Below are 24,544 nucleotides of genomic sequence, written 5' to 3'. Positions count from 1 at the left end.
CGGGCGGGCCCGCCTAGGCCCTGTCGTCACATTCCCGTCTGCCCCGCGACGCCATGCACGCACTCTCGCCGCACCGGGCCCAGACCCGAGTACATCCAGTACGAGGGTCAGGGCCCGGCACACCGAGAGCACGCACCTGACGCCGCAGGGCCGCCCTTCGGGCGACGACGGGAATGTGACGACAGGGCCTAGCGGCCCAGGCAGAGCACCACGAGGGCCGTCGTCGCCGCCGTCTCCGCGAGCCCGCCGAAGACGTCGCCGGTCACCCCGCCGAAGCGGCGGGTGCAGTGACGCAGGAGGAGTTCGGCGGCGGCCAGCGCGAGGAGGACGGCGAGGGCCGCGCGGACGGCGTCGTAGGAGCCGAGGAACGCGCCCGCAGCCGCCGCGGCGACCGTGCAGACGCCCGCCACCGCCAGCGCCCCGGGCACCGGCACCACGCCGGCGACCGCCGCCCCCAGGCCCTCCGGGCGGGCGGCCGGCACCCCGGCACGGGCGGCCTGGGTGAGCGCCAGCCGGGCCGCGACCGCCGCCACGACGGCCGCGAGGGCGCCCCGCGCCCAGGAGGCGCCGTACAGCTGGGCCAGCGCGGCCACCTGCGCGAGCACCACGAGGACCAGGGCGAGCACACCGAACGGTCCGATGTCCGACTGCTTCATGATGCGCAGCGCGTCCTCGGCGGGCCTGCCGCTGCCCAGCCCGTCGGCGGTGTCGGCCAGCCCGTCCAGATGCAGCCCTCGGGTGAGGACGGCGGGTACGGCGGCGGAGGCGACCGCGGCGAGCAGCGGTCCCGCGCCCAGGAACAGGGCGAGCACCCCGAGCACGGCCGCGCAGCCGCCGACGACCAGTCCGACCGCCGGGGCGCCGAGCATGCCCCCGCGCGCGGCCTCCCTGTCCCAGCGGGTCACCCGGACCGGGAGGACGGTGAGGGTGCCGAAGGCGAACCGCAGGCCGTCGAGGGCGGCGGGCGGGGGCGCGGGCGCGGGAGGGGGCGGGGTCGTGGACACCGGCGCAGGTTACCGGGCGGTCGGACGGGCGCCCCCGGGAGGCGGGGGCGAAAATGCGCCTATGGGAGATTGGTGGCAGCGGAACATCTCGGAGCCGGGCAAGCTGCCGCTGCTCCTCGCCCTCACCGCCTTCGTCCTGACCTTCGTGGTCACCCGCGTCATCACCCGTCTGATCCGGGCCGGCAGGGGCCCGTTCGGCAATGTCAGCGCGGGCGGGGTGCACGTCCACCACGTGGTTCCCGGTGTCCTCCTGACCGTCTTCGGCGGCTTCGGCGCGGTGGCGAGCGCCCGGCACGGCTTCGGCTCGGCCGCCTTCGCGGTCGTCTTCGGCGTCGGCGTCGGGCTCGTCCTGGACGAGTTCGCGCTGATCCTGCACCTCGACGACGTGTACTGGACGGAGGCGGGCCGCAAGAGCGTGGAGGTCGTCGTGCTGACGGCGGCCCTGGTCGGGCTGGTCCTGGTCGGCTTCCTGCCGTTCGGTGTCGACGACGTGGGCCCGGACGAGGGCCAGGACCGCGGGAGCGTCATCTCGACCGTGGCGGTCAACTTCCTGTTCGCCCTGGCGGTGCTGAGCAAGGGCAAGGCCCGGATGGCGGTCTTCAGCGTGATCGTCCCGTTCGTCGGCCTGATCGGCTTCGTCCGCCTGGCCCGCCCCGGCTCCTGGTGGGCCCGCCGCTTCTACCGCCGACGGCCGCGGGCTCGCGCCAGAGCGGCGCTGCGGGCCTACCGTCACGACCGGCGGTGGGCCCGCCCGCGCAGGGTCGTGGGGGACTGGCTGGGGGGCAAGACGGACACGGAGCTGCGCTCCGCCGGGCGGGGGTGACGGTCTCCTTCACCGGGTCCACGGCCGGGTGCGCGGCAGGGCCGCCCCACGACGGGCCGTGTGCCGCCCGGATCGCTCGCCCGGACCGAGCCGCCCGGTCCGCCGCTACGCCTGCGTGGGCTCCTCGGGCCCCGTCGGCTCCTCCGGCGCGCCGAACTTCTCCTCGGCCGCCGGGGATTCCTCGGGCTTCTGCGGCTTCTCCGGCAGTTCGGCGGCCAGCGCCGCCGCGGCCCGCACCAACGGCAGTGCCAGCAGGGCTCCCGCGCCCTCGCCCACGGTCACCCCCTGGTCCAGCAGCGGGTCCAGCGCCATCCGGTCGAGCGCCTTGGCCTGGCCCGGCTCGCCGCTGCGCTGCCCGGCGAGCCACCAGTCCGGCGCCCGGAAGGCGATCCGCTGCCCGACGAGCGCGCACGCCGCCACCACGACCCCGTCCAGCACCACCGGCAACTTCCGTACGGCGCACTGCAGCAGAAAGCCCGTCATCGCGGCGAGGTCGGCGCCGCCCACGGTCGCCAGCAACTGCAACTGGTCGCCGAGCACCGGCCGGGCCCGCCGCAGCGCGTCACGGATCGCGGCGCACTTGCGCATCCACGCCAGGTCGTCGATCCGCTCCCCGCCCCGCCCGGTCACCACGGACGCGTCGGTCCCGCACAACGCGGCGACCAGCACGCCCGCCACCGTCGTCCCGCCCACGCTCACATCGCCGAGGACGACCAGGTCCGTACCGGAGTCGGCCTCCTCGTCGGCGACGGCGACCCCGGCCCGGAAGGCGGCTTCCGCCTCCTCGGGGGTCAGCGCGTCCTCGATGTCGATACGGCCGCTGCCGCGCCGTACCCGATGGCGTACGACATCCTCCGGGAACGCGTCCGGCTCGCAGTCCAGCGCCATGTCCACGACCCGCAGCGGAACCCCGAGCTGACGGGCCAGCACCGCCGACGGACGGCCGCCCTCCAGCACCTCCCGCACCAGCTCCGCGGCGCTGCCCGCGGGCCGGACCGAGACGCCCAGCTCGGCGATCCCGTGATCACCGGCGAACAGCACCACCCGCGGCTGCCGGATCGGCCGGACGGGCACCGCGCCCTGCGCCGCCGCGAGCCACTCACCCAGGTCGTCGAGGCGCCCCAGCGATCCGGGCGGCACGATCTGACGTTCCCGGCGCGCCTCCGCGTCGCGGCGCACCCCACCGTCGGGGCGCTCGATCAGATCGGTGAAGTCGTCGAGATTAAGCGAGCTCATTCGCCGAACAGTACCGGCACCGATCGAACGGTTCCGCGCCACATCGCCACCACACCCCCACGACGTCTTTGCACCCAAGATCGCGATCCCATACGTTCCGCTTTACCACGAATTGCCGCCTGCCTCGCATTGCCCCGCACGCTCTCCCACCGGAGCCGCTCATGCCCCCCAGGCCCATCCACGAGCCGCGCCGCGACGACTGCCCCTGGTGCGGCTCGAAACGCCTGCGCACCCGACTGCGCGCCCCCGACCTCCTGCACCACAGACCGGGCACGTTCGTCGTCGACGAGTGCCGGGACTGCGCCCACGCCTTCCAGAACCCGCGCCTGACCGCGGAGGGGCTCGCCCTCTACCAGCGCGACCCGGACGTGGACCACGCGACGGGCCTCACCGACCGGGTCCTGGCGACCCGCACCAGCCGTCGCCGCCTGCGGGCCACCGCCCGGGCGATGCTGCGGTTCCCCGAGCCGGAGAGCTGGCTGGACGTGGGCACGGGCCACGCGCTCTTCCCGGAGGCGGCGAAGGAGGTGTTCAGGTACACGGCGTTCGACGGCCTGGACCCCACCCCCAGGGTGGAACGGGCGCGGCTGGCGGGGCGCGTCGAGGAGGCCCACATCGGCCGCCTCACCACCCCCGGCATCACCACCCGCCTGCGCGCCCGCTACGACGTCGTCAGCATGCTCCACCACCTGGAGCACACCCCCGACCCCCGCGAGGAACTCCGCGCCGCCCTCATCACCCTCCGCTCCGGCGGGCACCTCCTCGTCGAGGTCCCCGACCCGCGCAGCGCGTTCGCCACCCTCCTCGGCAAGTGGTGGCTCCCGCACGGGCAGCCCCGCCATCTCCACCTCGTCCCCCTGCCCAACCTCCGTGCGGAACTGGAGGCCCAGGGCTGCACCGTCCTCACCGCGGACCGCCGCGCCCCTCATGTCCCCTGCGACCTGTCGGCGGCCCTCTCCCTCTGCCTGAACCAGGCCGTCCCGCCGACCCACCCGACCCTGCGACGGGCCACCAGCCCCCTGCTCGCGGCGGCGAGGGCCCTGGACCACACCCTGGCCCCCGTCCTCCGGCACACCCGTTTCTCGAACGCGTACCGGATCATCGCCCGGAAGCACTGACCCGGAAGCACTGACCCGGCGGACCGTCCCCGCCCCGCCGAGCCCGCCCCGCCCGGCTCACCCCCGGAGCACCACCGCCTGCCCCGCCACCACCAGCACCACCTGCTCGCACTCGGCCGCGATCGCCGCGTTCAGCCGCCCCAACTCGTCCCGGTACCGCCGGCCGGAGGCCGTGGCCGGGACGATGCCGGAGCCGACCTCGTTGGACACCAGCACCACCGTCCGCCGGGACGCGCGCACGGCGGCCGCCAGCTCCGCCACCCGCGCCCGCAGTTCCCGCTCGCCCCCGTCCGCCCACACCGCGTCGTCCCACGCCCCGGCGGAGTCCATCGCGTCCGTCAGCCACAGGGAGAGGCAGTCGATCAGCAGCGGGGCCCCGCCGACCGCCAGCAACGGCACCAGGTCGCACGTCTCCGCCGTCCGCCACGAACCCGGCCGCCGCTCCCGGTGCGCGGACACCCGCGCCGCCCACTCGGTGTCCCCGCCCCGAGAACCGCCCGTCGCGACGTACAGCACCTCGGGGAAGGACTCCAGCCGGCGCTCCGCCTCCACCGACTTGCCGGACCTCGCCCCGCCCAGCACCAGCGTCCGCCGCGGCACGTCCGGCACGTCCTCGTACGCCCCCACCACCAGCGTCGACCCGTCCGGCACCGGCCGGGCCCCCGCCGCCGCGAGCCGCCGCCGCAACTCCGCCCCCGGCGGCACGTCGTGGTCCAGGTGAACGGCGACGACATCCGTCGTCGGCCCCACCGCCCCCACCGCCCGCAGCCTCGCCAGCGCGTCCGGCCTCCCCACGACGTCGGCGAGGACCATGTCGTACCGCTCGGCCGGCTCCGTCCCGTCCTCCAGCCCGGCCGCCGCGCCCCCCGGCGGCAGGTACAGCAGCCGCTGCCCCGCGGGACCCGTCACCTCGTATCCGGTACCCGGCGCGTCCAGCGCCACCGCCCGCACCCGGTGCCCCGTCAGCAGCGACAGCTCCCGACCGTCCGGCACCCGCCCGGGCTGCGGCACCCCGGCCGGCACCTCGACGGGCGGCCCGTCGTGCGGATGCGACAACAGCACCTGCCGTACGCCGCTCAGCGAGTGCCCCGTCCGCGCCGCGGCGAGGGCCGCACCCGGCGTCAGGTCGAGCAGCAGCGCCCCGTCCACGAGCAACGCGGTCGCCGCCCGCGCGTCCACGCCGAGCGAGGTCGCGCAGACGGCACAGGGACAGTCGGGGCGGGGGAGTCCGAGGGGGGCGCCGGTACCAAGCAGAGTCACTTCCACCCCCCGATTTTCACCGGTCGCCCCCCGGCCCGCGCGCCCATACCCCCGATCACCGACGACCCCGTCTCCTGACGGCGCACCCGGCCGAGCGCATAGGCTCTGATCAGGAGCCGGACCGAGATCCGGCTTCTGCTCTGCAGGTGCCGACACGTTGGAGGCGTACATGGCGGCATGGACGTGGCGTTTCGAGAAGGCCGACGGGACGGAGGTCGAGCCCGCGGTGCAGCCCGAGGAGTTCACCACACAGGGGGACGCCGAGTCCTGGATCGGGGAGCACTGGAAGGCCCTGCTCGAAGGCGGCGCGGACCAGGTACGGCTCTTCGAGGACTCCACCGAGATCTACGGCCCGATGAACCTGCACGCCGAAGAGTCCTAGCGGCCGGGGGCCCGGGGCGTCCACCGACGGTCCCCCGGGCTCACCGGACCCGGGGCCCGCGCGGTCCCGGGCCCGCCGGGCCCCGGGCCGGGCCGACGGCCTACTGCTCGCCCAGCGTCACCTCCACGGTCTGCTGCCCGCCGTCGCGGGTGAGGGTCACGGTGGTGCGTTCTCCGGGGCGGGCCTCGGCCAGTGCTTCCGCCAGGGACGTCATCGTGGTGATGACGGTGTCACCCAGTCCGGTGATGACGTCACCGACCTCGATGCCGGCCTTGTCGGCCGCGCCCCCGTCGCGCACCTCGACGACGGCGACCCCGGCCGGCCGGAACTCGGCGTCGGCGTACGTCCGCCCGGTGATGCCCAGGGCCGCCCGGCCGGAGTCGGTGACCCTGCCGTCCTTGACGATCTGGTCGGCGACCGTCCGTACCATCGAGGCCGGGATCGCGAACCCGATGCCGGGCGCCGCGCTGTCGCCGAGCCCCGGGTCGGTCGCGGCGAGCGTGGGGATACCGATGACCTGCCCGTCGAGGTTCACCAGCGCGCCTCCGCTGTTGCCGGGGTTGATGGCGGCGGACGTCTGCACCATGTTGGCGATCGTCGCCCCCGTGCCCCCGCCCTCACTCCCCTCGCTGACGGTCCGTCCGGTCGCCGAGACGATGCCCTGCGTCACGCTCGACGACAGCCCCAGCGGCGAGCCCATCGCGAGCACGATCTGCCCGACCTCGACCTTGGCGGAGTCCCCGAAGGTCGCCGGCCTCAGCCCGCTCGGGGGCCGGTCCAGCCTGATGACGGCGAGGTCCTGCTCGGGATACGAGTAGACGAGGGTCGCGGCGAGCGCGTCGCGGCTGTTGGCCGTCGTGACCTGGAAGGTCCTCGTGTCACCGACGACGTGCGCGTTGGTGACGATGTGCCCCTTGTCGTCGTACACCACCCCCGAGCCCAGCTCGCTGCCGGTCTGGATCTGCACGACCGACGGCAGGACGTCCTTGATCACCCGCTGGTAGGCGTTCTCCAGATCGTCCGCCTGGGCGACGGCCGCGGGCTGCGCGGCCTGCCGGGTCGCCGCCTCCCCGCCCGAGGACCCGGAGGCGGAACATCCGGCGACCAGCCCGAGGGAGCACACCGGGGACACCCAGCACGCCCACCCCGACACGACCGGCCGACGGGCATGCGTACGCGTACGGGAACGGGAAGCGTCCATGCCCCGAGTCTCTCCGCGGGGTGCACCTCCGGCCCGTCCTGCTCACCCGAACGAGCGCCAGGGACGGTACCGGTACGGACCTCGCCCGCACCGCCCGAGTCTCAGCCCCGCACCCCGCACAGATGCAGCAGCGCCGCCACGCCCCGGTAGGGATCCGTCCGCCCCGCCCGCTCCTCCGCGGCCAGCAGCGTCTCCACGTCCTCCGGGATCTGCGCCGCGTCGGCCGCCGTGTCCGTGAACACCCGCACCCCGTACCAGGCCTGCAGGGGCGCCCCGATGCCGGCGAGCGTCGCGGTCAGGGTCTCCAGCCGGTCGGCGCGGACGTCGAGGCCCAGCCGGTTGCGGTAGGCGACGGTGTCGAAGGAGGCCAGGGCGCCCGCCCAGTCGCCGGACAGACCGGGCCGCATGGCCAGCGCGTCCGCGTTGCGCACGAGCAGCGACAGCAGCCCGCCCTGGGCGAGCACGCGCGCGATGCCCGCCAGCAGGGGGTCCGGCTCCTGCACGTACATGAGCACGCCGTGGCAGAGCACCACGTCGAAGCTGCCGGGCAGGAAGTGCACGCCCGTGTCCCGGCCGTCGCCCTCGATGATCCGCATCCGCTCCCGGATGCCCTCCGGTTCCCCGGACAGGGCCTCGCGGGCCGCGGCGATCATCGTCGTGTCCTGCTCCAGGCCGGTCACCTGGTGACCGAGCCGGGCCAGCCGCAGCGCCTGCGTGCCCTGGCCCATCCCCACGTCGAGCACCCGCAGCCGCTGCCCGACCGGATACCGCCCGGCTATCTGCTCGTCGAGCTGCCGGGCCACCAGTTCCTGCCGTACGACGTCACGCAGCCCGCCCAGCTTGTCCAGCCAGGCCTTCGCCGCACCCCCGGAGAAAGCAGCAGTGCTCAGGGCCGCTCTCCGCGCTTGACCTGGGGCTTGGGCAGCCGGAGCCGACGCATCTGGAGGGAGCGCATCAGCGCGTAGGCCACCGCGCCCCGCCGGTTCTGCTCGGGGAAGCGCTCCGCCAGCCGCTTCTTCAGGCGGAACCCGGTGACGACCGAGTCCAGCACGATGAGCACGATCACCACGAGCCACAGCAGCAGCGCGACGTTCTGCAGCGACGCCACCCGGATCATGCTCAGCACGAGGATGATCACGGCCATGGGCAGGAAGAACTCCGCCACGTTGAACCGCGAGTCGACGAAGTCGCGCGCGAACTTGCGCACCGGACCCTTGTCACGGGCCGGCAGGTACCGCTCGTCGCCGCCGGCCAGCGCCTGGCGCTGACGCTCCAACTGGGCGCGGCGCTCCTCGCGCTGGCGCTTGGCGGCGTCCTTGCGCGTCATCGACGTGTTGGCGACGCTGCGGCGCTGGGACTGGGCCTCACTGCGCTTGGGTGTGGGCCGGCCCTTGGGGGCCTGCGGGTGGCGGGGCTGCTTGGAGTCGGTCACCACGGCCTTGTCGGCGGGCGCCTTCTCTTCCTTGACACGGCTACGGAACACAAAACCCAAGGGTAAGCGCTCCCCGGGCATGGACCCCAGCCCGGTGGGGAACGATCCGGCAACACCAGTCGTCTGAAGTGAGGACAGACCCGGGACAGACCGGGGAAGAGGGGACACCCGGTGACCGAGCGCTCACCCTGAAGGTCACCTACTCCTCACGCCGGAGCGATGCCTTGGTCAGTCGTCCTTGGGGAGGAGCGCATCCGCCCCCGAACAGTGCGTCAATGGAAGCAGGGCCCGTACTGTGGGTTCTGTCGCAGAGCTGGAGCCGGAGTCCGTCAGAAGGGGGCGCGCGAAGCCCATGAGCGGTGTCATGAAGCGTATGGGGATGATCTTCCGCGCGAAGGCGAACAAGGCCCTTGACCGGGCCGAGGACCCGCGCGAAACCCTCGATTACTCGTACCAGAAGCAGCTGGAACTGCTCCAGAAGGTCCGCCGCGGCGTCGCGGACGTGGCCACCTCGCGCAAGCGCCTGGAACTCCAGCTGACCCAGCTGCAATCGCAGTCCTCCAAGCTGGAGGACCAGGGCCGCAAGGCGCTCGCGCTCGGCCGCGAGGACCTGGCCCGGGAGGCGCTCTCCCGCCGCGCCGCCCTCCAGCAGCAGGTCACCGACCTCGAGACGCAGCACGCGACGCTCCAGGGCGAGGAGGAGAAGCTCACCCTCGCGGCCCAGCGTCTCCAGGCCAAGGTCGACGCCTTCCGCACCAAGAAGGAGACCATCAAGGCCACCTACACCGCGGCCCAGGCCCAGACCCGCATCGGCGAGGCCTTCTCCGGCATCTCCGAGGAGATGGGCGACGTCGGCCTGGCCATCCAGCGCGCCGAGGACAAGACCGCCCAGCTCCAGGCCCGCGCCGGCGCCCTCGACGAACTCCTCGCCTCCGGGGCCCTCGACGACCCCACGGGCATGGCCAAGGACGACATCCAGGCCGAGCTGGACCGGCTCTCCGGTGGTACGGATGTAGAGCTGGAGCTGCAGCGCATGAAGGCCGAGCTCGCCGGAGGCACCTCCGCCGGGCAGCAGGCCATCGAAGGGGGCGCGGACCCCTCGCAGACCCAGCAGCAGCCACAGGACACCCCGCGCTTCGACAAGCAGTAGCCCGGCGCCGGGGACCGGAGCCGAGGAGGGCGACATGATCGTGCGGATCATGGGGGAGGGCCAGTGGAAGCTGGCCGACTCCCACCTCGCCGAGCTGACCAAGCTCGACGACGAGCTGCTGGAGGAGATGGAGGGCGGCGACGAGGCCGGCTTCCGGCGCACCCTCAACGCTCTCCTGGACGCCGTCCGCGTCCTCGGCACCCCCCTGCCGGACGAGGCACTGGAACCGTCGGAACTGATCCTCCCGGCTCCCGGCGCGAGCCTGGAGGAGGTCCGGGAGATGCTCAGCGACGACGGGTTGATCCCGGGCTGACGGCGGGCGACTTCCCGGCGCGGGCCGGCCACCGGCGGCGCCGTCCGAGGCGGGGCCGGTGGAGTTCCGAGCCGGGCCGGTGCAGCAAGGCCTCACGGCGGCCCGCGAGCGGGGGCCGGTGGCATCGCCCCGTCCGGTGGCACCCCCCTCGGGGGGTCCGAGGACGAGGCCCGTTCAGGCCGGGAGCGGGACCGGGGCGACGGCCCCCGATGACGTCCCATCCCGCCACGGCCACTCGAGAAGGTACGGCACCCTTGACCCCTCTGGCCCGAGCCCGGCGCGAGCTGCGCGCACATCCCCTCGCCCTCGACGCCTTCCTCGCCGCCGCCGTCCTGCTGTGCATGCTGGCCGGATCCTTCGTGGACCCGCACGGCGAGCACCGCGTCAGCTGGGGCATCCGCACCCCGGACCCGCTCAGCCTGCTGCTGATGGCCCTCGGCGCCGTCACGCTCGTCTTCCGCCGCCGCGCCCCCATGACGGTCCTCGCCCTCACCGGCACCCTCTCCGTCGTCGAGAGCGTCACCGGCGACCCCCGGGCCCCGGTCGCGATGTCCGCCGTCGTCGCCCTCTACACCGTCGCCGCCACCACCGACCGCCCCACGACCCTGCGGGCGGGCCTGCTCACCATGACGGTCCTGACCACTGCCGCGATGCTCGCCGGCCCGCTGCCCTGGTACGCCCAGGACAACCTCGCGATCCTCGCCTGGACCGGCATCGGCGCCACCGCCGGAGACGCCGTCCGCAGCCGCAGGGCCGTCGTACAGGCCATCCGGGAGCGCGCCGAGCGGGCCGAACGCACCCGCGAGGAGGAGGCCCGCCGCCGGGTCGCCGAGGAGCGCCTGCGGATCGCCCGCGACCTGCACGACGTCGTCGCCCACCACATCGCCCTGGTCAACGTGCAGGCCGGAGTCGCCGCCCACGTCATGGACAAGCGCCCCGACCAGGCCAAGGAGGCCCTCGCGCACGTCCGGGAGGCCAGCCGCTCCGCCCTCAACGAGCTGCGCGCCACCGTCGGCCTGCTGCGCCAGTCCGGCGACCCCGAGGCCCCGACCGAACCGGCCCCCGGCCTGGACCGCCTCGACGAACTCGCCGGCACCTTCCGCAGCGCCGGCCTCCAGGTCGAGGTCGCCCGCGCCGACCACGGCACCGCGCTCCCGGCCGCCGTCGACCTGGCCGCCTACCGGGTCATCCAGGAGGCCCTGACCAACGTGCAGAAGCACGCGGGACCGGACGCCAAGGCCGAGGTCAGCGTCGTGCGCGTGGGACCCCACATCGAAGTGACCGTCCTCGACGACGGCGCGGGCGACGCGACGGGCCCGCGGGAGGGCGGCGGCCACGGGCTGCTCGGCATGCGGGAACGCGTCACCGCCCTGCGCGGCACCCTCACCACCGGGCCCCGCTACGGAGGCGGCTTCCGCGTCCATGCCATCCTGCCGGTCAAGACCCGTGCCGCCGCCACGGGAGAACCGGGGGAGCCCGCATGACCATCCGTGTCCTGCTCGCCGACGACCAGGCACTGCTGCGCAGCGCCTTCCGCGTGCTCGTCGACTCCGAGCCCGACATGGAGGTCGTCGGCGAGGCGTCCGACGGCGCGGAGGCGGTCCGGCTGGCCAAGGAGCAGCAGGCGGACGTCGTCCTCATGGACATCCGCATGCCGGGCACCGACGGCCTCGCCGCCACCCGGCTGATCAGCGCCGACCCCGCCCTCGCACAGGTGCGCGTGGTGATCCTGACGACCTTCGAGGTCGACGACTACGTCGTGCGGTCGCTGCGGGCGGGTGCCTCCGGCTTCCTCGGCAAGGGCAGCGAGCCCGAGGAACTCCTCAACGCCATCCGGGTGGCCGCGGGCGGCGAGGCCCTGCTGTCCCCGGCCGCCACCAAGGGCCTGATCGCCCGCTTCCTCGCCCAGGGCGACACCGACGACGACCGTGACCCGGGCCGCGCGGAACGGCTGGACGCGCTCACCGTGCGCGAGCGCGAGGTCCTCGTCCAGGTCGCCGGCGGCCACTCCAACGACGAGATCGCCGACCGCCTGGAGGTCAGCCCGCTGACCGTGAAGACGCACGTCAACCGGGCCATGGCCAAGCTGGGCGCCCGCGACCGGGCCCAGCTCGTGGTGATCGCGTACGAGTCCGGCCTGGTCCGTCCGAGGGTGGACTGAACGCCACCCGGCCGTACTGCGCCCGGAGTAGGCGCCGGATAAGGAAATCGACCTGGGGCTTACGGATCGGCCGTTCCCGATGGCTCAGGGTGTAGGGGCGGGCGCTCATATGTGCCGTGCGCCATCCGTGTCGTGCGCCATAGCTGTCGTACGCCGTTCGTGGCGTACGCCGTACCTGTCGTACGCCATCCGTGCCGTGCGCCGTCTGTGCCGTCCGCGCTTCCTTCCTGCCCCTATGCCGCTTCTGCCGCTCACAGAAGAGAGACCCAGAACCGATGTCCTGGCTGTCGAGATTCAGCCTCGCCCAACGGGCCCTGATAGGCCTGATGTCCATCATCGCGATCGTGTTCGGCGCGATCGCGATCCCCCAGCTCAAGCAGCAGCTGCTGCCGACCATCGAACTGCCGATGGTGTCCGTGCTGGCGCCGTACCAGGGCGCCTCCCCGGACGTCGTCGAGAAGCAGGTCGTCGAGCCCATCGAGGACAACCTCGAGGCCGTCGACGGCATCACCGGCGTCACCTCCACGGCGAGCGAGGGCAACGCCCTGATCATGGCGTCCTTCGACTACGGCAACGACACCAAGCAGCTCGTCGCCGACGTCCAGCAGGCCGTCAACCGGGCCCGCGTCCAGCTCCCGGACTCCGTGGACCCGCAGGTCGTCGCCGGTTCCACGGACGACATGCCGACCGTGGTCCTCGCCGTCACCTCCGACCAGGACCAGCAGGCCCTCGCCGACCGGCTCGACCGGACCGTCGTCCCGGCGCTGAAGGACATCGACGGCGTCGGCCAGGTCACCGTCGACGGGGTGCGCGACCTCCAGGTCACCGTCACCCCCGACGACGCGAAGCTGACGCGGGCCGGACTGACCCCGCAGGCCCTCGCCCAGGCCCTGCAGGCGGGCGGTGCGACCGTCCCGGCGGGTTCCTTCGACGAGGCCGGCGCCAACCGCACCGTCCAGGTCGGCGGCGGCTTCACCTCGCTGGAGCAGATCCAGGACCTGATGATCGCGGGTACGGCCGGCAAGAAGCCGGTCCGGCTCGGTGACGTGGCCACCGTGCGGCAGGAGGAGGCCCCGGCCGACTCCCTCACCCGCACCGACGGCCGGCCCAGCCTCGCCGTCGCCGTCACCATGGACCACGACGGCAGCGCCGTCGCGATCTCGGACGCCGTCGAGGAGAAGCTGCCCGGGCTGCGCGAGGACCTCGGCTCCGGCGCGTCGATCACGGTCGTCAGCGACCAGGGCCCGGCGGTGTCGAAGTCCATCGAGGGCCTGACGACGGAGGGCGCGCTCGGTCTGCTCTTCGCGGTCCTCGTCATCCTGGTCTTCCTGGCCTCGCTCCGCTCCACGCTGGTGACGGCGGTGTCGATCCCGCTGTCCGTCGTCCTCGCCCTGATCGTGCTGTGGACGCGCGACCTGTCGCTGAACATGCTGACGCTCGGCGCCCTGACCATCGCCGTCGGCCGGGTCGTCGACGACTCGATCGTCGTCCTGGAGAACATCAAGCGCCACCTCGGCTACGGCGAGGAGCGGCAGACAGCCATCCTCACCGCGGTGCGCGAGGTGGCCGGCGCGGTCACCTCCTCCACCCTCACCACGGTCGCCGTGTTCCTGCCGATCGGCCTGGTCGGCGGGATGGTGGGCGCGCTGTTCGGCGCGTTCAGCCTGACGGTGACGGCGGCCCTGCTGGCCTCCCTGCTCGTCTCGCTGACGGTCGTGCCGGTCCTGTCGTACTGGTTCCTGCGCGCCCCCAAGGGCACCCCCGAGGACGCCGAGGAGGCGCGCCGGGCGGCCGAGGAGAAGGAGGCGAGGAGCCGCCTCCAGCGCTTCTACGTCCCCGTCCTGCGCTTCGCGACCCGGCGCCGTCTGACGAGCGTGGCGATCGCGGTCGTCGTGCTGCTCGGCACCTTCGGCATGGCGCCCCTGCTGAAGACGAACTTCTTCGACCAGGGGGAGCAGCAGGTCCTGACGGTCAAGCAGAGGCTGAGGCCGGGCACCAGCCTCGCCGCCACCGACGCCCAGGCGAAGAAGGTCGAGCGCCTGCTCGCCGACACCGAGGGCGTGAAGGACTACCAGGTCACCGTCGGCTCCTCCGGCTTCATGGCGGCCTTCGGCGGCGGTACCGACACCAACCAGGCGTCGTACCAGGTGATGCTGGAGGACTCCGCGTCGTACGAGGACGTGCAGGAGCGCATCGAGGACGGGCTGGAGAAGCTCGACGGCATCGGCACGACCACCGTCGCCGCCGGTGACGGCTTCGGCAGCCAGGACCTCAGTGTCGTCGTGAAGGCGGCCGACGCCGGTGTGCTGCGCACGGCGGCCGAGCAGGTCCGCGCGGCCGTGGCCGGACTGGACGACGTCACGGACGTCACCAGCGACCTGTCGCAGAGCGTGCCGCGCATCTCGGTCGAGGCCGACGCCGGGGCCGCGGCGGCCGGCTTCGACCAGCAGACGCTGGGCGCGGCGGTCGCGCAGGCGGTGCGCGGGACGACGGCCGCCAAGGCGGTCCTGGACGACACCGAGCGCGACGTCGTCATCACCTCGGCGACGCCGGCCACGACGCTGGCGCAGCTGAAGGCCCTGAAGCTGGGCCCGGTGAAGCTCGATGACATCGCGACCGTGCGGCTCGTCGACGGCCCGGTCTCGATGACCCGCATCGACGGTCAGCGCGCGGCCACCATCACCGCGCGGCCGACCGGCGACAACACGGGCGCGGTGAGCGCGGACCTGACGTCCAAGCTGAACGCGCTGAAGCTCCCGGCGGGCGCGACGGCCGAGATCGGCGGTGTCTCGCAGGACCAGGACGACGCGTTCAAGAACCTGGGCCTGGCGATGCTCGCGGCGATCGCGATCGTCTTCATGCTGCTGGTGGCGACCTTCCGTTCGCTCGTCCAGCCGCTGATCCTGTTGGTCTCCATCCCGTTCGCGGCGACCGGCGCGATCGGCCTGCTGGTGGCCACCGGCACCCCGATGGGCGTCCCCGCGATGATCGGCATGCTGATGCTGATCGGCATCGTGGTGACCAACGCGATCGTGCTGATCGACCTCATCAACCAGTACCGCCGCCAGGGCCACGGCGTCGTCGAGGCCGTGGTGGAAGGCGGCCGGCACCGGCTGCGCCCCATCCTCATGACGGCCCTGGCGACCATCTTCGCCCTGCTGCCGATGGCCCTGGGCGTCACCGGCGAGGGCGGCTTCATCGCGCAGCCGCTGGCGGTGGTCGTCATCGGCGGTCTGGTCACCTCGACCCTGCTCACCCTGCTCCTCGTCCCGACCCTCTACGCGATGGTCGAGCTCCGCAAGGAGCGGCGGGCGGGGAAGCGGGCGGCGAAGCGGCAGTCCGAGCCGGAGCAGGTGCCGGAGCCCGCCGGCGTGTAGGACCTGAGGGAACGGCCCGGCCGACCCCTCTTCCCCCGCGGGATGTTCCTATCCTGTGAGCTCGAACTGCTCTGCGGGGGAAGGGGATCGGGGCGGTGCCACTGCACAGGGACGACCCGAGGTCGGTCGGCGGATACCGGATCGTCGACCGGCTGGGGGCCGGCGGCATGGGGGTCGTCTACCGGGGCAGGGCGAGATCCGGGCGTGAGGTCGCCGTCAAGGTGGTCCACGCCCAGTACGCCGAGGACCCCGTCTTCCGCACCCGGTTCCACCAGGAGATCGAGGCCGTCCGCAGGGTGAGCGGCGCCTTCACCGCACCGGTCGTGGACGCCGACCCGGAGGCGGCGCGGCCCTGGATGGCCACCCAGTACGTGCCGGGGTGCTCGCTCGCCCAGCGGATCCGCGACCGGGGCGCCCTGCGCGGCGCCGAGCTGCGGCAGCTGGCCCTGGGGCTGGTGGAAGCGCTGCGGGACATCCACCGGGCCGGCGTCGTGCACCGCGACCTGAAGCCGGCCAACGTCCTGATGGCCGGGGACGGCCCCCGCGTCATCGACTTCGGCATCTCCCGCGCGGCGGAGAACCACACCCTGACCGAGACCGGCCAGATGATCGGCACCCCGCCGTTCATGTCCCCGGAGCAGCTCACCGACGCCCGCACGGTCGGTCCCGCCTCGGACGTGTTCTCGCTCGGCGCCCTGCTGGTGTACGCCACCACCGGCCGGGGCCCGTTCGACGCCGACAGCCCCTACCTCACCGCGTACCGCGTGGTCCACGACGAGCCCGTGCTGGACGGGGTGGGCGAGCCGCTGCGCGCGGTCCTGGCCCGCTGCCTGGCCAAGAGCGCCGCGGACCGGCCCGGACTCGACGACCTGGCGCGGGAGTTCGGCCGCGTCCTGCCCGAACCGGAGGCGGGCGACCCGCCCACCGTGACGCTGCGCCCGCCGCTGTCGGCGGGTCCGGGGCCGGCCTCCCGCACCCCCTCGCCGCCGCCCTCCGGCCGCCGCTCCCGCCTGCGCAGGCTGCCGGTCCTGGCCGGCGTGGCGGGCGTGCTGGCCCTGGCGCTCACCGGCTACCTCGTCGTCGGCCCGCTGAAGGACGACAGCGCGGGGGAGCAGGGGGGCCGGGCGTCCGCGGCCTCCCGCTGGGGGTCCCTCCCCGACGGCTGGAAGCCCTGGCAGACGACGGTGTACGGCACCGCCGCGAGCGGTGTGAAGGCGCTGGACGGCGGTCCCGGCGGGGTGGCCTACGGCGGGTCCCTGTCCTGTGCCATGGCGGAGGGCGCCCTCTACTGCGGGGGTGACGGCACGCTCCCCGTCCGCGTGGACGGGCCGACGGGCCGGATCGCCTGGCGGGGGGACTCCCAGCCGTCCGGGGTGGACCGGGAGGAGTACGGGAGCCTCGTCCTCGGGGTGCGGGACGGTGTGCTGCTGCTGAGGCGGTCGGTCCTGAACGCCCAGCGGGACGACCAGACGACCAGTGTCGTCGCCCTCGACGCCGGGAGCGGCAGGAGGCTGTGGTCGCGCACGGTGAGCGGGGACAGCTCCGAGGCCACGCTCGTCGGCGACCTGCTCCTGACGCCGGACGGCGGCAGCCGGATGACCGCCAGGTCACCGCGCGACGGCACGGCACGCTGGACCGTGACCCTTCCGTCCGGTTACGGCTGCGAGTTCTACGACGCCGACGGGCGCCCGTACGCGGGCTGCACCGACCTGGGGCAGGGCACCGTCGACAACGTGCTCACCGCCATCGACCCGGCCGACGGCACGACACGGCGGGTGGCGGCCCCGGACATCAACGGCGTCCACCTCGGCACCCTCGACGGCCGGCTGGTCTTCCTGGAGTACGGCGACCAGGACTCCATGAGCTCCGCGGAGGCGGTGTACACCCACGTCCTGCTGATGGACCCGGACACGGGGACGGTGCGGAGGAGGAAGCTGGCGGGCAGCCCGCGCGGGGAGGCGGCCCTGGTGCACGGCGTGCTCTGCTTCTCCTCCTCCAGCGGCCGGGTGGCCGCCGTCTCGCCCGAGACGGGCGAGCGGCTGTGGCAGACGTCGACGACCCTGCAGCAGCCCGGCACGCCGGTGCCCGACGGCCGGGGCCGCACGGTGTACGTGTCCAGCGCCAGCGGGCGCGTCGCGGCCCTGGACGTCCGTGAGGGCACGCTGCTGTGGGAGTCCTCGCCGCGCGCCGGGCAGGTCGTCGGCGTTCCCTACGCGTCGAAGGTGTTCCTCGACGAGGGTGCCCTGGTGGTGCTGAGCCCCGACGGCACGGTGTTCAGCCTCGACCCGGCTCACCCCGGCCGTGAACCGGCGTCGGGGTGAGCCGTGGTCGTCGTGGACCCGCTTACGGAAGCGCCAGCATCCGCTCCAGCGCCAGCTTCGCGAACGCCTCGGTCTCCTCGTCGACCTCGATGCGGTTGACCAGCTTGCCCTCGGCGAGGGACTCCAGGGTCCACACCAGGTGGGGCAGGTCGATGCGGTTCATGGTCGAGCAGAAGCAGACCGTGCGGTCGAGGAACACGATCTCCTTGCCCTCGGGCGCGAAACGGTTCGCCAGCCGGCGCACCAGGTTCAGCTCGGTGCCGATCGCCCACTTCGAGCCGGCCGGGGCGGCCTCCAGGGCCTTGATGATGTACTCGGTCGACCCGACGTAGTCCGCCGCGGCCACGACCTCGTGCCGGCACTCCGGGTGGACCAGCACGTTCACGCCGGGGATGCGGGCGCGCACGTCCTCCACCGACTGCAGGTTGAAGCGGCCGTGCACCGAGCAGTGGCCGCGCCACAGGATCATCTTCGCGTCGCGCAGCTGCTCGGCGGTCAGCCCGCCGTTCGGCTTGTGCGGGTTGTAGACGACGCAGTCCTCGAGGGACATGCCCATGTCCCGCACCGCGGTGTTCCGGCCGAGGTGCTGGTCGGGCAGGAAGAGCACCTTCTCGCCCTGCTCGAAGGCCCACTCCAGCGCCCGCTTGGCGTTCGACGAGGTGCAGATGGTGCCGCCGTGCTTGCCGGTGAAGGCCTTGATGTCCGCGGAGGAGTTCATGTACGAGACGGGTACGACCCGCTCGGCGACGCCGGCCTCGGTCAGCACGTCCCAGCACTCGGCGACCTGCTCGGCCGTCGCCATGTCGGCCATGGAGCAGCCGGCGGCGAGGTCGGGCAGGACGACCTTCTGGTCGTCGGAGGTCAGGATGTCCGCGGACTCGGCCATGAAGTGCACACCGCAGAACACGATGTACTCGGCCTCCGGGCGCGCGGCCGCGTCCCGGGCCAGCTTGAAGGAGTCGCCCGTGACGTCGGCGAACTGGATGACCTCGTCGCGCTGGTAGTGGTGACCGAGGACGAAGACCTTGTCACCGAGCTTCTCCTTGGCCGCGCGGGCCCGCTCCACCAGGTCCGGGTCGGACGGGGAGGGCAGGTCGCCGGGACACTCGACGCCCCGCTCGCTCCTGGGGTCGGCCTCACGGCCGAGCAGCAACAGGGCGAGCGGAGTCGGCTGTACGTCGAGCTCCGTGGTCTGGGCGGTGGTCACTACACGCACCCTTTCTGCTTTTCGTCGAACTGACGCTATTTATCATAACCCGCTTCATGTCACTTTGACGATGGTCATTGCGTCGATGTGACATGAATCCCGGTGCCGCCCCGCCGACTCGTTTCCGACGGCCGAATGGGCTGCTGTCGGCTTCTGCGCGCATGTGCGAGCATGAAGGAACAGGCGAAAAGAGAAGTTGCCCGGCCCGGAATGAATCCGAGGCCCCGCCGGTTGCAACCGTCGGCAAGCAGTCTCCGCACACCCTTGGAGAGATGTAGATGTCCGTATCGGACGAGACCAGCACCGTCACCGACGGCATCATCCTGACCGACGCCGCCGCGTCCAAGGTCAAGGCCCTGCTCGACCAGGAAGGCCGTGACGACCTCGCCCTGCGCGTGGCCGTCCAGCCCGGCGGCTGCTCCGGCCTGCGCTACCAGCTCTTCTTCGACGAGCGCTCGCTCGACGGCGACGTGGAGAAGGACTTCGACGGGGTCAAGGTCGTCACCGACCGCATGAGCGCCCCCTACCTGGGCGGCGCCACGATCGACTTCGTGGACACGATCGAGAAGCAGGGCTTCACGATCGACAACCCGAACGCGACCGGCTCCTGCGCCTGCGGCGACTCCTTCAGCTGAGCCGTCCCGCGACGCGGTGAAGGCGGCGGCCCCCTCCCCGGGGGGCCGCCGCCTTCACGCGTTCGGGAAGCGGCCCGCTGCGGCTCGGTCTACCGGGGCAGCCGCGCCCCGGGCTTCTCCAGCGGGACGTCCCTGCCGTCCGACCCGACCACGGTCCGCCCGCCCAGCGGCTCGTCCAGCCGGACGGTCTGGTGGAAGACCTTGGCGATCATGATGCAGACCCGGTCCGGCTCGGAGGTCGCCGTCACGGTGACCTTCACCTCGTCGTCGGTCTCCACCGCCGTCGCCTTGTACTCGGAGCACACCCCGCCCGTGAACGCCACGGTCAGCTCCGTGCCCTCGGCCGTGTAGCCGTCGACCTTCACGTCAGTGGTCCGCGCGCCCGAGGACGGCTCCCCGGACGGCGTCGAGGCCGTGGGTGCGCTCAGGTGTTCCGGCTCGACGGCCGGATACGTCACCGTGTAGTCGTCCGCGGTCCCCTCCACCTCGAACAGCCAGGACGGCACCAGCACCTGCCGTCCGCCCGAGGTGTGCGGGGCGAGTCCGAACACCGCGTCCCGCACCGTGAGCGACTGCTTGCGCGGTCCGTCCGTCGACCCGGCGCACGGGCTCGCCGACCGGTCCTCCAACGGCACCGGGTCGGCGCAGCCCCCGATGCCCGTCCGGTGATCGGTCCCCGGCGCCGCGTTCATCCGGTCGAGCGTCTCTTCCGCGCTCAGCACCGGATACGTGTCACCCTTCACCGGCGCCTTCAGCTGGCCGTTCCCGCCGACGACCTCGCCCTGGGCGTTGACGAAGACGCCGGTCGTCCACCCCCGGGTGGGCAGGCCGCCGACCTCGGGGTCGGCGTTCACGACCCGCTGGGCGCCCATCACCTGGCTCGCGTCGATCTTGGCGTCGTCCTGGCCGAGGGCCTTCAGGACCGGGGCCACCGCCTTCTTCGCGGCCGCCTCGCTCACCGGGTCGCCGGCCGGGGCGGCGGGCTCCTTGGTGCAGACGGTGGCGCTCTCGCAGGCGTCGGTGCCGGGCGCGTACCGGCTGAACGTCCACAGGCCGGGCGCCTGCCGGGTCACCCGCAGGGCCGGGCCCGAGCCGTCCTTCCCGGACCCGACCGTCCAGTCCTGCCCCTCGGCCACCGGCGTCCCCCCGACACCCAGCGCCGCCGCCAGCCGGGTCACCTCGGCCTCGGTGACGTCGCCCTTCGCCCAGTACACCGGCGCGGAGCCGGGGCCGTCCGGGAGGGTGCCGTCGGCCCGGTAGGTGACCCCGTAGGGGTTCGGCTCGCCGGGCGCGATGCCGTTCGTGGCGCCGCCGCTCGCGGCACCCGCAAAGGGGCTGCCGACGTGGTCGTCGAGGACGAGCGCCGGGGGAGTGCCGTCCCCGTCCGGCGTACCCGGCCCCGATCCGCCGCCCGAACCCCCCGCCGTACTGGCGAGGTAGGCACCCCCGCCGCCCACGAGCAGTACGGCGGCGGCGACGGAGGCCACGAGTACCGCGGACCGGCGCCGGGGCCCCGCAGAGGACTCGTCAGGGGAGACGTCGTCGCCGGAGAGCTCGTTGCCGGAGGGGTCGTCGCCGGAGGGTTCGTCGCCGACGGGCCGGCGGTCACCGGAGGGCGCGTCGCCGTGGGCGTCGTCGGCGGGGGTCTTGTCCGCCGCGGGATCGGACACCGGTTCCGCGGACTCCGCCGCGGGCTGGGACACCGGTTCCGCGGACTCCGGGGAGGGCTCCGCCGCGGGCTTCGAGGACGTCGCCTCCGGACGTGTCTCCTCCGAACGCTTCTCGTCAGGCGTACCCCGGTCCTCCGGCGTACCCCGGTCCTCAGGCCCGCGCGCGGTGTCGTCGTTGTCGGGTCGCTCGGTGTTCACCGCATCGCTCCTTCGGCTGCCCTGCTGTCGTACGTCACATCCCCCCGACGGGGGACAGCGATGGGACGCAGCGGGGGAGCGCACGGTTCCCCTACGGGCGCCGCCCCGCCGGAGAAAGCCGAAGAAAGCTGAAGAAAACCCGGGGAGAGCCGGAAGAAGCCCCGGGACGCCCGAAGAGACGGGGCGACTCAGTTGCCGTAGTCAGGCATCGCCTCCAGCATCCGCGCCGAGGACGCCGGGACGCTCACGCCGTGAATCAGGGACGGCGGCACGGGACGGGAGGTGTGCTTCCGGGGGGCCGTCCAGTGGGGAGCCATCCGGGCGCAGTCACCGCGCAGCGACGCCAGGTCGCCGTCGAGGTCGGCCGGAGCGGGGGCGTGGACCTTGAGGTTCGTCATAGCGGCACCGTACGCAGGGTCGAGCCCGCGAAGAAGGGTCTACTATCGGGTAGTTTCGTCTGCTTCAGTGGCGTGGGTCGACCGGGTAGCGTGAACTGTCAATCCCCCTCCCACAGGAGAGTCCACGCCGTGCGCATCGCAGTCACCGGCTCCATCGCGACCGACCACCTCATGACGTTCCCCGGCCGCTTCGCCGACCAGCTCGTCGCGGACCAGCTCCACACGGTCTCGCTGTCCTTCCTGGTCGACAAGCTGGACGTACGGCGCGGAGGGGTCGGCGCGAACATCGCCTTCGGCATGGGCCAGCTCGGCACCCGTCCCGTCCTGGTCGGTGCCGCGGGCGCCGACTTCGACGAGTACCGCGCCTGGCTCGACCGGCACGGCGTGGACACCGAGTCCGTCCGCATCTCCGAGACGCTGCACACCGCCCGCTTCGTGTGCACGACGGACGCCGACCACAACCAGATCGGCTCCTTCTACACCGGCGCGATGAGCGAGGCCCGCCTGATCGAGCTGAAGACGGTCGCCGACCGCGTCGGCGGTCTCGACCTGGTCCTGATCGGCGCCGACGACCCGGAGGCGATGCTCCGCCACACGGAGGAGTGCCGCTCCCGGAACATCCCGTTCGCCGCCGACTTCTCCCAGCAGATCGCCCGGATGGACGGCGAGGAGATCCGCATCCTGATGGACGGGGCGACCTACCTCTTCTCCAACGAGTACGAGAAGGGCCTCATCGAGTCCAAGACCGGCTGGAGCGACGAGGAGATCCTCTCCAAGGTCGGCCACCGCGTCACCACCCTGGGCTCGCGCGGCGTCCGCATCGAGCGGGCCGGCGAGGACCCGATCGAGGTCGGCTGCCCCCAGGAGGAGCGCAAGGCCGAGCCGACCGGCGTCGGCGACGCCTTCCGCGCCGGTTTCCTCTCCGGCCTGGCCTGGGGCGTCTCCCTCGAGCGCGCCGCCCAGATCGGCTGCATGCTCGCCACGCTCGTCATCGAGACGGTCGGCACCCAGGAGTACCAGCTCCGGCGCGCCCACTTCATGGACCGCTTCACCCAGGCCTACGGCGACGAGGCCGCAGCCGAGGTCAAGAAGCACCTGAGCTGAGCCGGCGCGCCGGTCCGGTAGGACACGCGCCGGGGCGTGTCCTACGGGTCACGCCGCAGGCGCGGGGACGCGTGACCGCCGTATCCCGCGACGCGATCCGCCGGACCGGCCCTAGCCGAGCCGGCGGACCAGATAGGCCGAGCCCCGGTCCGCCGGCTCCTCACCCACGTACTCCTGGCCCCGCATCGCACACCAGGCGGGGATGTCGAGCCGCGCCGCCTCGTCGTCGGACAGCACCCGGACCGTGCCGCCCACCGGCACGTCCCCGATGACCTTCGCCAGTTCGATGACGGGGATCGGGCAGCGCCTGCCGAGGGCGTCCACGACGCGCACCTGCTCGTCGGAGTCCCGCACCAGCGCCACCGGAGCCGGCGCCCCCAGCTTCTCCCGCACCCCGGCCACCGCCCCGGGCAGCACCGCGAGGAACCGCTCCACGTCCTCCGCCGCCGTCCCCGGCGGCAGCGACACCCGCACGTTGCCCTCGCTCAGCACCCCCATCGCCCTCAGCACATGGCTCGGCGTCAGCGTGCTGCTCGTGCACGACGACCCGGACGAGACCGAGAAACCCTCCCGGTCCAGCTCGTGCAGCAGTGTCTCGCCGTCGACATAGAGACACGAGAAGGTGACGAGCCCGGGCAGCCGGCGTTCCGGATCCCCGACCACCTCCACGTCCGGCACCAGCCGCGGCACCCGCGCCCGGATCCGTTCCGTCAGTTCCCGCAGCCGTACCGCCTCGGCCGCCGCCTCCGCCCGCACCGCCCGCAGCGAGGCCGCCGCCGCCACGATCGCCGGGAGGTTCTCGAAGCCGGCCGCGCGCCCCGACTCCCGCTCGTCGGCGGGCCCCCGGGCGGCGAACCGCACCCCCTTGCGGACCACCAGCAGCCCCACCCCCGACGGCCCGCCCCACTTGTGCGCACTCGCCGTCAGCAGGGACCAGGGCCCCTCCACCGGCCCCCACCCCAGCGACTGGGCGGCGTCCACCAGCAGCGGCACCCCCGCCTCCCGGCACACCTCGGCCACCGCCGCCACCGGCTGCTCGGTCCCCACCTCGTGGTTGGCCGACTGGAGGCAGGCCAGCGCGGTGTCCGGCCGCAGCGCCCCCTCGTACGCCTCCACCGTCACCGCACCCGTCCGCTCCACCGGCACCCGCGACACTGCCCCGCCGTCCGCCTCGAACACCTCCGCCGAATGAAGCACCGAGGAATGTTCGACCGCTGACACGATCAGGTGGCGTCCGGCGCGGCGCCGCCCCGCCAGCGCCCCCGCGATCCCGCTGTGCACGGCCCGCGTCCCGGACGGCGTGAAGACCAACTCGTCCGGCCGGCACCCCACCACCTCCGCGGCGGCCTCCCGCGCCGCGTCGAGCAACATCCGCGCCCGCCGCCCCTCCCTGTACAGACGTGCGGGGTCCGCCCACCCCTCGTCGAGCGAGGCCAACAGCGCCTGGCGGGCGACGGGATGGAGCGGGGATGCGGAAGCAGCGTCGAAGTAGGCCACACAGCAACGTTAGAACGCAGGGCGGAGGCAACCGAGCGGAGGGCGCGGACAACTGCG

21 protein-coding genes are annotated in these 24,544 nt (G+C 73.3%); 11 read left to right on the top strand and 10 right to left on the bottom strand.

Annotated elements, in window-relative coordinates:
• Window positions 1-188: 188 nt before the first annotated feature.
• On the bottom strand, window positions 189-1,004 hold the full coding sequence (locus tag ACIBBD_RS00865) for an adenosylcobinamide-GDP ribazoletransferase (protein WP_399417091.1): 816 nt from the start codon (window positions 1,002-1,004) through the stop codon (window positions 189-191).
• A gap of 61 nt (window positions 1,005-1,065) precedes the next feature.
• On the opposite strand from ACIBBD_RS00865, the gene ACIBBD_RS00860 reads away from it, so the two are divergent.
• The gene (locus ACIBBD_RS00860; protein ID WP_399417090.1) at window positions 1,066-1,827 is read left to right on the top strand and encodes a hypothetical protein; all 762 of its coding nucleotides are present in this window, start codon (window positions 1,066-1,068) and stop codon (window positions 1,825-1,827) included.
• Window positions 1,828-1,932: 105 nt separating this feature from the next.
• On the opposite strand, the gene cobT is transcribed toward ACIBBD_RS00860, so the two are convergent.
• The gene (gene cobT, locus ACIBBD_RS00855; RefSeq protein ID WP_399417089.1) at window positions 1,933-3,063 is read right to left on the bottom strand and encodes a nicotinate-nucleotide--dimethylbenzimidazole phosphoribosyltransferase; all 1,131 of its coding nucleotides are present in this window, start codon (window positions 3,061-3,063) and stop codon (window positions 1,933-1,935) included.
• A gap of 161 nt (window positions 3,064-3,224) precedes the next feature.
• Between cobT and ACIBBD_RS00850 the strand changes: the two genes are divergently transcribed.
• Complete coding sequence (locus ACIBBD_RS00850; RefSeq protein ID WP_399417088.1) at window positions 3,225-4,181, top strand: class I SAM-dependent methyltransferase; 957 nt, start codon at window positions 3,225-3,227, stop codon at window positions 4,179-4,181.
• Window positions 4,182-4,238: 57 nt separating this feature from the next.
• On the opposite strand, the gene ACIBBD_RS00845 is transcribed toward ACIBBD_RS00850, so the two are convergent.
• Complete coding sequence (locus ACIBBD_RS00845) at window positions 4,239-5,447, bottom strand: bifunctional adenosylcobinamide kinase/adenosylcobinamide-phosphate guanylyltransferase (RefSeq protein ID WP_399417087.1); 1,209 nt, start codon at window positions 5,445-5,447, stop codon at window positions 4,239-4,241.
• Between the two features lie 163 nt (window positions 5,448-5,610).
• On the opposite strand from ACIBBD_RS00845, the gene ACIBBD_RS00840 reads away from it, so the two are divergent.
• Window positions 5,611-5,823, top strand: a complete 213-nt coding sequence (locus ACIBBD_RS00840; RefSeq protein WP_391644526.1) for a hypothetical protein — start codon at window positions 5,611-5,613, stop codon at window positions 5,821-5,823.
• 100 nt (window positions 5,824-5,923) lie between these two features.
• Here the strand turns inward: ACIBBD_RS00840 and ACIBBD_RS00835 are convergent, their stop codons facing one another.
• From ACIBBD_RS00835 to ACIBBD_RS00825, 3 genes are all read right to left on the bottom strand, one after another.
• Window positions 5,924-7,024 carry a S1C family serine protease gene (locus tag ACIBBD_RS00835; protein ID WP_399417085.1) on the bottom strand — a complete coding sequence of 367 codons (1,101 nt, stop codon included), beginning with the start codon at window positions 7,022-7,024 and terminating at the stop codon, window positions 5,924-5,926.
• Between the two features lie 101 nt (window positions 7,025-7,125).
• The gene (locus tag ACIBBD_RS00830; protein WP_399417084.1) at window positions 7,126-7,827 is read right to left on the bottom strand and encodes a methyltransferase domain-containing protein; all 702 of its coding nucleotides are present in this window, start codon (window positions 7,825-7,827) and stop codon (window positions 7,126-7,128) included.
• A gap of 83 nt (window positions 7,828-7,910) precedes the next feature.
• Window positions 7,911-8,537 carry a DUF3043 domain-containing protein gene (locus ACIBBD_RS00825; protein ID WP_399417083.1) on the bottom strand — a complete coding sequence of 209 codons (627 nt, stop codon included), beginning with the start codon at window positions 8,535-8,537 and terminating at the stop codon, window positions 7,911-7,913.
• A 292-nt stretch (window positions 8,538-8,829) separates the two neighbouring features.
• Between ACIBBD_RS00825 and ACIBBD_RS00820 the strand changes: the two genes are divergently transcribed.
• The 6 genes from ACIBBD_RS00820 (at window position 8,830) to ACIBBD_RS00795 (ending at window position 17,778) form a co-directional block, all read left to right on the top strand.
• Complete coding sequence (locus tag ACIBBD_RS00820; protein WP_399417564.1) at window positions 8,830-9,606, top strand: PspA/IM30 family protein; 777 nt, start codon at window positions 8,830-8,832, stop codon at window positions 9,604-9,606.
• A gap of 34 nt (window positions 9,607-9,640) precedes the next feature.
• Window positions 9,641-9,919 (top strand): hypothetical protein, encoded by a 279-nt coding sequence (locus ACIBBD_RS00815; protein ID WP_399417082.1) that lies wholly within the window; start codon window positions 9,641-9,643, stop codon window positions 9,917-9,919.
• A 254-nt stretch (window positions 9,920-10,173) separates the two neighbouring features.
• Window positions 10,174-11,403: a sensor histidine kinase gene (locus ACIBBD_RS00810; protein ID WP_399417081.1), complete on the top strand. Its 1,230-nt coding sequence runs from the start codon at window positions 10,174-10,176 to the stop codon at window positions 11,401-11,403.
• Complete coding sequence (locus ACIBBD_RS00805) at window positions 11,400-12,080, top strand: response regulator (RefSeq protein WP_399417080.1); 681 nt, start codon at window positions 11,400-11,402, stop codon at window positions 12,078-12,080. Before ACIBBD_RS00810 ends, ACIBBD_RS00805 begins: the two co-directional genes overlap by 4 nt.
• 275 nt (window positions 12,081-12,355) lie before the next feature.
• Window positions 12,356-15,457 (top strand): efflux RND transporter permease subunit, encoded by a 3,102-nt coding sequence (locus tag ACIBBD_RS00800; RefSeq protein WP_399417079.1) that lies wholly within the window; start codon window positions 12,356-12,358, stop codon window positions 15,455-15,457.
• A gap of 95 nt (window positions 15,458-15,552) precedes the next feature.
• Window positions 15,553-17,778, top strand: coding sequence for a serine/threonine-protein kinase (locus tag ACIBBD_RS00795; protein ID WP_399417078.1), 2,226 nt, complete (start codon window positions 15,553-15,555; stop codon window positions 17,776-17,778).
• Window positions 17,779-17,800: 22 nt separating this feature from the next.
• Here ACIBBD_RS00795 and nadA read toward each other — a convergent pair whose 3' ends face one another.
• Complete coding sequence (gene nadA, locus ACIBBD_RS00790; RefSeq protein WP_399417077.1) at window positions 17,801-18,985, bottom strand: quinolinate synthase NadA; 1,185 nt, start codon at window positions 18,983-18,985, stop codon at window positions 17,801-17,803.
• 278 nt (window positions 18,986-19,263) lie between these two features.
• Between nadA and erpA the strand changes: the two genes are divergently transcribed.
• Window positions 19,264-19,620: an iron-sulfur cluster insertion protein ErpA gene (gene erpA, locus ACIBBD_RS00785; protein ID WP_130437147.1), complete on the top strand. Its 357-nt coding sequence runs from the start codon at window positions 19,264-19,266 to the stop codon at window positions 19,618-19,620.
• Window positions 19,621-19,709: 89 nt separating this feature from the next.
• Here erpA and ACIBBD_RS00780 read toward each other — a convergent pair whose 3' ends face one another.
• Window positions 19,710-21,488, bottom strand: a complete 1,779-nt coding sequence (locus ACIBBD_RS00780) for a hypothetical protein (RefSeq protein ID WP_399417076.1) — start codon at window positions 21,486-21,488, stop codon at window positions 19,710-19,712.
• Window positions 21,489-21,676: 188 nt separating this feature from the next.
• Window positions 21,677-21,886, bottom strand: a complete 210-nt coding sequence (locus tag ACIBBD_RS00775; RefSeq protein WP_399417075.1) for a hypothetical protein — start codon at window positions 21,884-21,886, stop codon at window positions 21,677-21,679.
• A 129-nt stretch (window positions 21,887-22,015) separates the two neighbouring features.
• On the opposite strand from ACIBBD_RS00775, the gene ACIBBD_RS00770 reads away from it, so the two are divergent.
• Window positions 22,016-22,990, top strand: coding sequence for a carbohydrate kinase family protein (locus ACIBBD_RS00770; RefSeq protein ID WP_399417074.1), 975 nt, complete (start codon window positions 22,016-22,018; stop codon window positions 22,988-22,990).
• Between the two features lie 111 nt (window positions 22,991-23,101).
• On the opposite strand, the gene ACIBBD_RS00765 is transcribed toward ACIBBD_RS00770, so the two are convergent.
• Entirely contained in the window at window positions 23,102-24,487 is a 1,386-nt protein-coding gene (locus tag ACIBBD_RS00765) for a cysteine desulfurase/sulfurtransferase TusA family protein (protein ID WP_399417073.1), read from the bottom strand.
• Window positions 24,488-24,544: the final 57 nt, after the last annotated feature.

Origin of the sequence: Streptomyces sp. NPDC051315, assembly GCF_044455165.1 — a bacterium.
In the GTDB taxonomy this organism is placed as follows: Bacteria; Actinomycetota; Actinomycetes; order Streptomycetales; family Streptomycetaceae; genus Streptomyces.
This window is presented reverse-complemented; position numbering and strand designations above follow the sequence as displayed.